The organism is Tepidibacter aestuarii, assembly GCF_934924865.1.
In the GTDB taxonomy this organism is placed as follows: domain Bacteria; phylum Bacillota; class Clostridia; order Peptostreptococcales; family Peptostreptococcaceae; genus Tepidibacter_A; species Tepidibacter_A aestuarii.
The window spans coordinates 1,670,924-1,683,047 of record NZ_OW235315.1; the positions used below are offsets into that span (position 1 = coordinate 1,670,924).

The window sequence follows — 12,124 nt, forward strand, 5'->3', positions numbered from 1 at the left end:
GAATTATATGAAGGAAAATGGAGATAAAATCCTTTCTGTATATAAGCAAATATGTTAAAATTATACAGGTTGTAATTAAGAATACAGAAAGGAGAAGAGCAATAATGAATGAATTAAACTTAACAACAAAACAAGAATCGTATTTTGATGGAGGATTACTACAACTTATAGGATGGAGTATATTAGGACTTATTATAACAGTTTGTACTTTAGGGATTTGTTATCCATGGGCTATGTGTATGATAATGAAATGGAAAGCAGAACATACAGTAATAGAAGGAAGAAGATTAAGATTTGATGGAACTGCCATGGGTCTATTTGGTAACTGGATTAAATGGTGGTTACTTTGTATTGTAACATTTGGAATATATTCCTTTTGGTTAGGTATAGCAATTGAAAAATGGAAAGTTAAGAATACTAGTTTTCAATAGAATTATAGAGATACTTTAAAGGACACTTCAAATATTAGACACGAATCTAATATTTGGGGTGTCCTTTATTATGCAAGAAAAAATAAAAAATGAAATAAAAAAGAAGTAACACAACAGGCTAAATCTGATTTGCTTTAGTGTGCTATGTTATTATTTTCTAATTGTATCGTATTCTGACAGTAATTGATCAAGTAATTGGCTTAGTTCTATTACTTCTAAATCTAGAAGATTAAAGTTTCTTTGCTCTATTAACTCATTTAACATATTTCTAGTATTTTCAATTTCAAGCCTGATAGAATTTAATTTGTTATTATAATTATCCATTTTACATTCCCCTTTTCTTTTGCATAATTAGTTAGATTTAACCTGCTGTGTTATAGAAAATATTAATTGATAAATTTGTAATTGGAAAATATTTTAGAAATTTAGTGTTTAAGCAAAACAACTTAAAAACCAATTAAGGATGAGGTGGTGATAATGTCAAGAGTAAGAAGTCTTAATAGAGATAAAGGATTTAATATATGTATATAATAGAAAGGAAAATGCTCTCTTTATGTAGAATTATGCATACAGAAAGGAGAGGGTAGAGATGGAACAATGTACAATTAAGGGAATTACTGATGTATTGGAGGATGTAGTTAATAAACTTAAAAAATTATCTTATGATGATAATGAGCTAGATTCTATTATTAAAAAATTAGAGGATACAGCTAAAAACTTAGAGAAAGCTGAAGAATGATTAGAATGAATCGAAGCTAGACTATATCCTATATAAAATAATCAGAAAATAACATAAGAGCCATAGGCTCTTTTTTAATACAAGAAAACAACTCAAACAACCAATTAGGGCTGAGGTGGTGATAATGGCAAGAGCGAGAAGTCCGAATAGAGACAAGGCATTTGAAATATATAAAAGCCATGGTGGAAATATTGACTTAGTTGAAAGAGCTAAAAAATTAGATGTTTCTCCAGGTAGTGTAAGAGGATGGAAGAATAAAGATAAATGGGAAGATCAATTAAATGGAACGCTCCAAAAGAATAATAAGAAAAATACGGAACGTTACAAAAGAAAAAAAGGTAGCCAACCTGGAAATAAAAATGCTAAAGAGAGCTCAGGAGGACCAGGAGGACCTGTTGGTAATAAAAAAGCATTAACTACAGGAGAATTTGAATCTATATTCTTTGATACATTGGAAGAAGATGAGAAACAATTAATTAATTCAATAGAGATAGAAAAAAGGACATTAATTCAGCAAGAGATTCAGCTTATAACTATAAGAGAAAGAAGGATGTTAAAAAGAATAAATGACTTGAAACAATATGATTTCACTGTAGTTAAAAAAGACAGTGATAAAGGTATTGGTCCTATGGGTGAAATAGATAAAGTAGGTGAGATACAAAGAATAGAAGAAGCATTAACTAGAGTCCAGGATAAAAAATCAAAACTAATTTCAGAACTTCATAAATGGGAGATGGATCATGAAAAATTTGAACTTGAAAAGACTAAAGTCATGGGTGATAGTGAAGAAAGTGGAGACGATGGTTTCTTAAAAGTATTAAAAGGTATGACTGCTGAGGTGTGGGCAGATGAAGAAAAATAGAATAAAACCTTTTAAATTCAAACTATGTATTTGTGAAATAAAACTTGTGTTTAAAAATAATATTAGTAGACAATAATTATGAAGTGTAATTAAAGTATTTTGTATGTAATGATAAGCAAAAATAGAAAGTAGGAAAAATCTTAGGACAAGACAAGAGTTTATTAGAAAGTCTGGTGGAGTTTTTAAAAATAATAAATATTATAAAAATTAGGTGTCATCAGAAAAAAAGAAGATTTTTGGAATTTCTTTCATCTGAACAGTGATGAATTTACTTATGTAAAATACATTTACTGGTATAGAGATTGATGAACTTTTGAGCAAAAAGCTACACAGCATAAACATATTCTTCCCTTGCGGTAGAAAATATCAAATGCAAATCAATCCAATGAAAGAATATATCGTTATTAATTTTTCAAATAGTTAATAAAAAAGCATAAGGGTGTCAATCGTTTAATTAAAGGAGGAATTACATATGGGAACCAGTAAATTTAACGGGGTGAACCAAATTTCTTATGAGCAAGCAAAAAAAGAAATAGAAACAGGAGACATTCTTTTTTGTAGCGGTCGCTATTTAGTTAGTGAGCTGATAAAAAAAGCTTCAGACTCCATATTTAGCCATGTAGGCTTGTTATTCTATTGGAATAACCGTATAGTTGTATTAGAAAGTGTGGAGGACGATGGTGTTAGGGCAGTCCCTCTTTCTCATTACCTTTACAATTATGAAAATAGTAAGAAAAAATATAACGGAGAGTTGTATGTAGCTCGGCATGAAGTAGTCGCTAGTTCTCACTTTGATAAAGAAAAAATAAAAAGAATGCTTGGAAAAGCGGTAGATTTACTTAATCGAAACTATGATAAAGATGAGATAGCTCAGATTGTTGCGCGCATAGGTTTAGGTATCGGAAGACACAGAGATAATGAAGAGTATATATGTTCAGAATTCGTTGACGAATGCTTCAAGCAATTGGAAATAGAACTTTCACGTGATCCAAAGGATTTTATTTATCCTGAACATATTGCTGCAGATTCAAATATCAGACCGTTGTTTGAAATCTCACCATGAGTCTATGATAACTTACTATAAAAAAATAGGAGCTGTTGAACATAAGTAGTTCAGTTTTGAAGTAGAAAATGAAAAATAACAACTCAATTTTGAGGCGAAATTGCATATGGTTTCGCTTCTTATTTTTTGTTAATATATCAATGTTTTTAACTCAAAACAACTTTGTTAAGGAAAGAGACTTGGAGTCCACCATTATCTCTTATTAGGGAAATCGTAGTAATTAAAGTTATTGTTTTCCCATATATCTACAAAATTACATATAAATGAAAATAATCTATTCATATTATGTTAAAATATAGCTATATATTTATTTTTAATATATTACATAATGTCTATAATTCGTAGTTGACAATATAGAGTATGAGATATTTTTGGAAACTTGGAATATCATACGATGAACAGTACTATAAGAAATGGCGGTTTTTAGTAATAATATTTATTGAAATAGATATACAGTAGAAGTTATGTAATATAACAAAAGGATGTTTCTAACTATATTTACTAAGCGATATGTTTTAAAAAATATATAAGTTTCTTATTCAATATCAACTAAAAAGTAAAGTTTATTTTCATGATATCATTTATTACATTACTTGAATCAACAAGACATTTACTTGGTGATTGACTTTAAAAAACTAGTAATGAATGATAATATTTTGATAGGAAGTGTTTAGAAGAAACAAAGTATTGATTGCTTATCAATGATAATAACAGACGGGAGTTGTTTTGATGAAATACAAATGCTTAGTTTTGGATCATGATGATACTGTAGTAAAAAGTACACCTACAATTCATTACCCTTCATTCGTTGAAGCGATGAATGAACTACGCCCTGAAGTAGTACCTTATACTTTTGAAGAATTTGTAGGTTATTGTTTTGATCCTGGATTTCATAGCTTGTGCAAGGATATTTTAAAATATACGGACAGAGAAGAGTTAAGACAGCAGGAGATTTGGCGTAGTTATACAGGTGAAGTTATTCCACAGTTTTATGATGGGTTTTCGGATCTAATTTTGACTTTTAAAGAGTTAAGTGGATATATTTGTGTTGTATCCCATTCTGAAAGAAATCGAATTTTAAGGGATTACCGTGAGACTTTAGGTATAGAACCAGATTTAGTTTTTGGGTGGGAGCATGAAGAGCATCAAAGAAAGCCTAATCCTTACCCTTTGAAAGAGATTATGAGACGTTTTAATTTGAAAAATGAAGAATTGATAATGATTGATGACTTGAAACCGGGTTTAGATATGGCTAGAAGTTGTCAAGTTGATTTTGCGTGTGCTGGATGGTCTCACATTATTCCTAGTATTAAAGAATATATGTATCAAAATTCTGACTATTATTTCAATGAAGTTAAAGAATTGAAGGATTTAGTTTTGTTATAGTAATAATGATAGGGAAATTCATAATAGAATACCTAATATAATAGAGTCAGATCGAAGTATAATGTTATTGAATCATATAATAAAATTTGCCGTATAATTGGACAAATTAGGCTTGTACTAAAAATAGGGAACACCTCAACAAGAATGCGATATGCATTTTAAAAATAATTATCTGCTTATGAAATGAAGAGGATGGATAAACCATTCTCTTTTTGTATATAGGATTATTTATAAAAATATATGAAAAGGCAGATTGGCTTAAAAAATAAAAAATTATATTAGTATTAAGATCATGGAAAATATTGTACAATAAAAAAATTTCTAGGTTGCTATTAATAGATTTAAAATAGCAGTAATGTAAGGTATTTTGAATGAAATAAGCTATAAGTAGTTTTACATACTAGGATGAAAAGTAGATTAGATAAATAACAGACTTCATTTACATTTTAATTATAATAGAAAGTTAGAAAAGAAGAATATGAAAATTAAAAGAATAGGCAAAAGAAAGTTCTACTCTTGAATTATAGAATTTACTCATAAGATGAGTTGAAAATAAATAAAATTTAAAGTAAGAATAGATGCTTGTACTTAAAATATAAAATTAAATGTATGTTTTCAAAAGAAAGTAGGAGAAATTTATGAATAAACAAGTGAAAAATAAAAAAGTATATGAGCAGGTAATTGAATACATAAACAATATGATAATAGATGGAAAGCTAAAAAAGGGAGATAGATTACCTACAGAAAGAGAATTTGCAAAAAAATTGGATGTAAGCAGAACTTCAATTAGAGAAGCACTAAAAACTCTAGATACAATAGGGTTAGTTAACAGAAGACAAGGAGATGGAACATTTATTAAAAATAATTTTGATGATTGTCTTTTTGAGCCTTTATCTATGATGTTTAAATTGGAAGAGTGTAATGTTATTGAAATACTTGAACTAAGAAATATGATAGAGGCAGAAACAGCATTTTTAGCTGCAAAAAGAATTACAGATGATGAGATAACTCAATTAAGTAAAGTATTTGAAAAAATGGTAAATGAAACGGATGAAAATTTAAGTGCAAAATATGACAAAGAATTTCATTATATTATAGCAAAAGCATCTAAAAATTTAATAATTTTAAACTATTATAACGCAATGTCATCTATAATGGATTCTTTTATTAAAGAAACTAGGCTAAAAGTATTTGAAGAAGATAGAAGCGAGAAAATATTTAATCTACATAAAAACATTTATTTAGCACTGTTAAATAGAGATTGTAAAGGAGCTTCAGATGCTATGAGAGATCATATGGAATTAATAAATTCTTGTTATTATTATAGCTAATATCCTAAATGGGATATTAGCTTTTTATTATGTAAAAAATTTTTAAAAAGGAATGATTGACATATAACAGCATATATTTTATAAAAGGTAATACCAATTTTGATATTATATAGAAATTTATTAATCGAATGATTAAATAAAAGAAAATAATAACGAAAGCTTAAGATATAAATAAAAGAATAGTGGAAAGGACGGTATGTATGAAGAATTTAATAGTTTTAATTAAACAAGTACCAGATATGGAAAAAGTAAAGTTTGATAGCGAAAGAGGGGTTGTAGATCGAAAATCTGCTGGAACAGAAATAAATCCTTTTGATTTAAATGCCCTAGAAGCTGCTGTACAAATAAAAGAAAAAACGCAAAGTAATGTAATTGCAATAAGTATGGGTCCCCCTCAAGCTGAAGAGGCTTTAAAAGAAGCTATTGCTAGAGGTGCGGATGAAGGGATTTTAGTTACTGATAAAACATTTGGCGGTTCAGATACAAAAGCAACTTCAGCAATTTTAGCAGCGGCCATTAAAAAAATAGGAGATTTTAGTTTAATTATTGCTGGTGAAAAAAGTGTAGATGGAGATACGGGTCAGGTAGGAGCTGAGACAGCAGAATATTTAAAAATTCCACATGTTTCATATGTTTGTAATGTTGAAAATATAGATGAAGACACAATTAAGTTAGTTTCTGAGATTTGGGAAGGCACATTTTTAATGCAGATGAATTTACCTGGATTAATAACTGTTACTAAAGATATTAATACACCGAGACTACCTTCATTTAAAAGTAAACTAAAGGCTAGAAAAGCAGTAATTAAAAAAATAGGATTGGAAGATTTGGAAGGGATATTGTCTTTAGAAGAAGTTGGATTTAAAGGTTCGCCAACAAAGGTTAAGAAAATAGAAGTTCCTGGTGATTTAAAAAGGGAAGGTAAACTCTTTAGAGACAATATTGAAGAAGCTGTAGAAGAGATTGTTGAAACATTATTAGAAAAGAAAATTATGGAGGGATAGTGATGGCAAATAAAGATTACAATGGAATTTTAGTTTTTGCTGAACAGAAAAATGGAGTAATCCACAAAGTGAGTTATGAACTTTTAAATAAAGGAAGAGAAATGGCAAAAGAAAATGATTTACCTGTATATAGTGTAGTATTGGGATCTAAAAATATTGATGTAAATGAATTAATTTATCGTGGTGCAGATAAGGTTTATTATATTGAGGATTATATATTTAATCAACCTAAAGAAATATTGTATAAAGAAAATTTAGTTAAATTAATAAATGATATTAAGCCAGAAATATTTTTAATTGGAGCAACAAGTTTTGGGCGTTCTTTAGCTCCTCGCTTGGCAGCATCTTTAAAAACAGGATTAACAGCAGATTGTACTGAGTTAAAGATTGATGATGATGGAAAATTAATTCAGATAAGACCTGCTTTTAGTGATAACATATTAGCACATATAAAGACAGACACATATCCACAAATGGCAACTATAAGGTATAAAGAGTTTTCAGAGGCAGAAAGAAATACTAATTTAAGTGGTGAAATAATAAAATTAGATTCTATTAAAATTGAGGATGATTTAGTTAAGGTAATTAAAGAAATAGGAAGCAAGGAAATTGATATTTCAGAAGCTGAGGTTGTAGTTTCTGGTGGTAGAGGTTTAAAGAGTCCAGATGATTTTAAAATGTTAGAAGAGTTAGCTAAGTTACTAGGCGGTATGGTTGGAGCTAGTAGAGCAGTAGTTGATGAAGGTTATATATCTAAAGAATATCAAGTAGGATATAGCGGAAATAGAGTAAAACCTAAATTATATATTGCATGTGGAATTTCTGGTGCTCCACAGCATATAGCTGGTATGAGTGAGTCTGATACTATAGTTGCCATTAATTCAGATCCATCTGCTCAGATTTTTAATATAGCTGATATTGGAATTGTTGGAGATCTATATGATGTAGTACCTAGAATTATTGATAAAGTAAAATCTAAAAGTTTAGCTTAAAATAATAAGTTATGGTATGCACTATTCAAAATTATTAAAAAGGAGAATGAAATTTATGACTAAAAAAAGTGTTATGCCTGGTTTTTTTGCAGTAGCTTTTGTATGGTTTACAACTCACTTTGGTGGGGGATTTGCATCGGGTAGGCAACTTGTAGCTTATTATGTTAATTATGGATGGTATTCAATATTCATGCCTATTATAGCAACATTATTACAAACATTTGTTTTTTACTATGCATGGAAGTATGCAGTGCAGCATAAAGCATATGATTATAGAAACTGGGCAAATGGTATTTATAAGCCATTTGAAAAGCTTTTTTCAAATTTATTTGAAATAATATTCAATTTAATTCTAGTTACAGCAACAGCAGTTGCATTTGCAACTGGAGGAGCTACAATAGAAGGTGTTTTTGGAACTCCTTATATAATCAATACAATTGTTATAGCAGTAGCTATATTTTTACTTACAATTTTTGGAGCAAATGTAGTAAGAAAAGCAGCATCAACTATTGCTATAGCAATAGTATTAGGAATACTTGTAATATATATTCCTAATATAATACATTTCTGGCCTAAAATTGTGCAAAATTTAAGTGCACTTAAGAGTGGAACAATTCAAAATGAATATTCATTTTGGGATGCGCTACGCAAGGCTATAGTGTATGCTGGATTTCAATCTTGTTGCTTAGGCGCATATATTGCACATGCAGATATATTAAAAGATGTAAATGAAGCTAAAAAAGCAGCACTTTGGGGATTTATTATCAATTCAGTTATATTAGTAATAGCTACTTTGGGAATTATGGTATATTATCAAGACGGTATTCTTGGTGAAGCTGTACCTGCATTATTTGTAGTTAAAAATGGTTTAGGTTCAGCTTGGATGACACCTTTAGTATCAATACTTATAATTTTAGGAGTTATTTCAACTGGTGTTAACTTAATATTTGGTATAACTAAAAGAATAGTTACATTTATGGGTAGAAAAGATAATCCTCAAGTAGCAAAAGAAAAAGAAAGAAGAAGAAATATTTTTGCATCTGCTATTTATGTATTATTAACATGGTGCATTGCATTATTTGGATTAATACCTTTAATTGCAAAAGGATATGGAACTTTAGGATATATCTCAATATTCGTTATTATAATTCCTATATTAATTAAAGGGATTAAAGGATGGGATAACAATACTAGCGCAAAAGTTGATACAGAATAAAACTTAAAGTCTAATTATATAGTTTAAATATATTATGTGTGTTAAAAAGGGGGATTTACAATGAAACAAGAAATAATAAATAACTTAAAAAAAATTGTAGGTGATGATTGGGCAGTTACTGAATTATCTCATATGCAGAGTTATTTATATGATGAAACTGAATTATTGATACGTCCAAAAGCTTGTGAAGATTGTGTAGTAGTAAAACCTAAGAATGCACAGGAAATAAGTGAAATAGTAAAATATGCTAATGAAGAATTAATTTCTATAGTACCTAGAGGGGGAGGTACAGGTATATGTGGTGGAGCAATACCTACTAAACCTAGTATTATAATATCATTAGAAAGATTGAATAAGATTATTGAGTTAGATGAAGATAATATTATGATTACAGTAGAATCAGGAGCTACTCTTGCTGACTTAATTGAAGAATTAAATAAACATGATAAATTGTTTTTCCCTGTTCATCCAGGTGATGAAGGAGCGCAAATTGGTGGAATGGTTGTAGAAAATGCTGGAGGTGTAAGGGCAGTAAAACATGGAATTATGAGAAATCATATTAAAGCTTTAGAAGTAGTTCTTCCTACTGGAGAAATAGTTAATTTAGGAGGCAAATTACTTAAAAACAATATGGGCTATGATTTATTGCATATGATGATAGGTAGTGAAGGAACTTTAGGAATAGTAACTAAAGTAACATTAAAGTTATATGCAAAAACTAATAATATTGCTACATTGGTTGTATCTTTTGATAATAGAGAAGATGCTTCAGCAGTAGTACCTAAAATATTACAGGAAGGAATTATACCTTTAGCTATTGAATATATGGAAAGATTTGTTTCAGAAGAATCTGCAAAACATATTGGATTAACATGGCCAACAACGAATGGTTCTGTAGATTTAATATTTATTTTAGATGAAGCCACAGAAGATGATTTATACAGTAAAAGCGAAGCAATTGTGGATTTGTGTGAAAAATATAATGCAGTAGACAGTTTGATAGCTGAAAGCTCGAAAGATCAGAAAAATATTTTAGATATACGTAGTAATGCTTACACAGCTTTTAAAGAAAATGTTGCAGATGCTTTAGATATTGCTGTACCATCTGCTTGTGTACCTGATTTAATGAATGATTTAATTAATATAGCAAAAAAATATAATACTATTACCCCAGCTGTAGGTCATATAGCAGATGGTAATATCCATAATTTTATAATGGCTGAAAATGGAGGACTTCCACCTTACTTTGATGATATTAAGAAAGATATGTATGAAGCTGCTATTAAATATGGAGGAACAATTACTGCAGAACATGGAACAGGTAAAACAAGAAAAAAACATATGTCTTTACAGTTTACTAATAGAGAAATAGAAATTATGAGTGGAATAAAAAAAGTATTTGACCCAAATGGAATATTAAATCCGGGAACAGTAATTGATTAAAAGATATATAGTGAATTATAGTATATAGAGCCATGGTAGAAAAATTATATTTACTGAAAAAGTAATAAAATAGAGTAAGCAGCTAATAGACCATATGGTCTATTAGCTGATTTTTGTTTGATATTAAAAATTCTATACATTAATTGGTTATAAAACTTATTATTAACCCTATAATCCCGCATACTATTTCCCTTTGCATATTTTCTCTTAAAAAATTAAAAAAATAACTACCTGTTTATTAATGAAGGAGGCCTAGAGTCACCTTCTTTTTAAATTTAGTTATTAAGCGTAAATATACAGAACATGGGTTATTAATGATTTATAATTAAAAAATAATAATAAATTAAACATAAACATGATATATACATAAGACGAAACACTATAAAACATTTATACCAAATGTTTTATAGTGTTACATTTGTACCTAATCTATTTTAGCAGTTATGAATATTGAAGAACAACATATTAGTGTAATCATACAATACTAGTGAAAACAAATTATTTTAATAAATGAAATTAGAACGAAACTAAGATTATAATTGTAATTATATAAAAAATGATATGAAATAGGGAATATGCTAATCTTATGTTTTTATGATTTTTTTTAACGTTATAGTGCTTAAGGAGGTAAGAAAAAATGAAAAATGATATTACACATAAAAAAAGACAAAATGGTGAAGGCTCATCTTATACACGTGATTTGGAGGACAGTAGTAATTCAACACCAATAGCTGATGCTGGTGGTCCGTATACAGGTGATGAAGGATCACCGATAATCTTTGATGGTTCTGCTTCTTATGATCCTGATGGAGGTACTCTGGAATATCGTTGGGATTTTGACGGGGACGGAATATGGGATACTAGCTGGTCAAGTCAACCAACAGCTACTTATACTTTTGAAGATAACTGCTTATGTACAGTAAGATTAGAAGTTAGGGATAATAACGGAGCTACTGATACAAGCGATACTACTGTTACAGTGAATAATGTTCCATCAATAGTTGGAGAGATTTCTCTTTCTAATGATCGAGTATTGGTTAATACAGAAATAGTTGCAAGTGCAAACTTCACTGATCCTGGAATTTTAGATACTCATACAGCAGAGTGGGATTGGGGGGATAGTACTACTTCACCTGGTGAAGTGATTGAAGTAAGCGGCTCTGGATCGGTAAGTGGTAGTCATATTTATACAAAATGTGGCAAGTATATAATTACACTCAAAGTTACTGACAAAGATGGTGGTGTAGGTACATCGACTTATAAGTATGTTATAATTTATAGTCAAAAGAGAGGAATATCACTAGAAAAATTTTATATACAGGAAATTTTATAATTAAATGATTAGATATTTATAAAATAGCTAACAGAAAATAAAATTTATTTTTTTGTTAGCTATTTTAGTATGATTAATATTAAAAACAATCAAAAGTTTAGTATGTTTCATAAACAAGGTATTATTATATGAACTAGTTAAATACGTGGACAAGTTATGCTTGTAAAATCAATTGGGCATACCCCAAGAAGAATGCTTTTTACATTTTTTAAATAATTATCTGCTAATTAAAAGGAGGGATAGCAGATAAACCATACTAATTGAACTGAAACATATAATTGTATTAAAATATAACTTTTCATCAAATTAATATAGATATGATCA

The 12,124-nt window shown here is 29.0% G+C and carries 12 protein-coding genes; 11 read left to right on the forward strand and 1 reads right to left on the reverse strand.

All coding sequences use genetic code 11. The annotated features are described in order from the left end of the window. Positions 1-104: 104 nt before the first annotated feature. Entirely contained in the window at positions 105-431 is a 327-nt protein-coding gene (locus M2214_RS08265; RefSeq protein ID WP_248484512.1) for a DUF898 family protein, read from the forward strand. Between the two features lie 150 nt (positions 432-581). Here the strand turns inward: M2214_RS08265 and M2214_RS08270 are convergent, their stop codons facing one another. Continuing rightward, positions 582-755 carry a Spo0E family sporulation regulatory protein-aspartic acid phosphatase gene (locus M2214_RS08270; protein WP_248484514.1) on the reverse strand — a complete coding sequence of 58 codons (174 nt, stop codon included), beginning with the start codon at positions 753-755 and terminating at the stop codon, positions 582-584. 265 nt (positions 756-1,020) lie between these two features. Here M2214_RS08270 and M2214_RS08275 point away from each other — a divergent pair, with 265 nt between their 5' ends. From M2214_RS08275 to M2214_RS08320, 10 genes are all read left to right on the forward strand, one after another. After that, positions 1,021-1,170 (forward strand): hypothetical protein, encoded by a 150-nt coding sequence (locus M2214_RS08275; protein ID WP_248484515.1) that lies wholly within the window; start codon positions 1,021-1,023, stop codon positions 1,168-1,170. Between the two features lie 124 nt (positions 1,171-1,294). Further along, positions 1,295-2,032: a phage terminase small subunit gene (terS, locus tag M2214_RS08280; RefSeq protein WP_248484516.1), complete on the forward strand. Its 738-nt coding sequence runs from the start codon at positions 1,295-1,297 to the stop codon at positions 2,030-2,032. A 472-nt stretch (positions 2,033-2,504) separates the two neighbouring features. Continuing rightward, positions 2,505-3,095 (forward strand): YiiX/YebB-like N1pC/P60 family cysteine hydrolase, encoded by a 591-nt coding sequence (locus M2214_RS08285; protein ID WP_248484517.1) that lies wholly within the window; start codon positions 2,505-2,507, stop codon positions 3,093-3,095. Positions 3,096-3,824: 729 nt separating this feature from the next. After that, positions 3,825-4,481 carry an HAD family hydrolase gene (locus M2214_RS08290; protein ID WP_326521609.1) on the forward strand — a complete coding sequence of 219 codons (657 nt, stop codon included), beginning with the start codon at positions 3,825-3,827 and terminating at the stop codon, positions 4,479-4,481. A 638-nt stretch (positions 4,482-5,119) separates the two neighbouring features. Beyond that, complete coding sequence (locus tag M2214_RS08295; RefSeq protein WP_248484519.1) at positions 5,120-5,812, forward strand: FadR/GntR family transcriptional regulator; 693 nt, start codon at positions 5,120-5,122, stop codon at positions 5,810-5,812. Positions 5,813-6,012: 200 nt separating this feature from the next. After that, positions 6,013-6,816 (forward strand): electron transfer flavoprotein subunit beta/FixA family protein, encoded by an 804-nt coding sequence (locus M2214_RS08300; protein ID WP_248484520.1) that lies wholly within the window; start codon positions 6,013-6,015, stop codon positions 6,814-6,816. Between the two features lie 2 nt (positions 6,817-6,818). Next, positions 6,819-7,808: an electron transfer flavoprotein subunit alpha/FixB family protein gene (locus M2214_RS08305; protein WP_248484521.1), complete on the forward strand. Its 990-nt coding sequence runs from the start codon at positions 6,819-6,821 to the stop codon at positions 7,806-7,808. Positions 7,809-7,863: 55 nt separating this feature from the next. After that, on the forward strand, positions 7,864-9,024 hold the full coding sequence (locus M2214_RS08310) for a YkvI family membrane protein (RefSeq protein WP_248484522.1): 1,161 nt from the start codon (positions 7,864-7,866) through the stop codon (positions 9,022-9,024). A 60-nt stretch (positions 9,025-9,084) separates the two neighbouring features. Further along, positions 9,085-10,467, forward strand: a complete 1,383-nt coding sequence (locus M2214_RS08315; RefSeq protein ID WP_248484524.1) for an FAD-binding oxidoreductase — start codon at positions 9,085-9,087, stop codon at positions 10,465-10,467. A 637-nt stretch (positions 10,468-11,104) separates the two neighbouring features. Beyond that, positions 11,105-11,800 carry a PKD domain-containing protein gene (locus M2214_RS08320; protein ID WP_248484526.1) on the forward strand — a complete coding sequence of 232 codons (696 nt, stop codon included), beginning with the start codon at positions 11,105-11,107 and terminating at the stop codon, positions 11,798-11,800. Positions 11,801-12,124 lie beyond the last annotated feature (324 nt).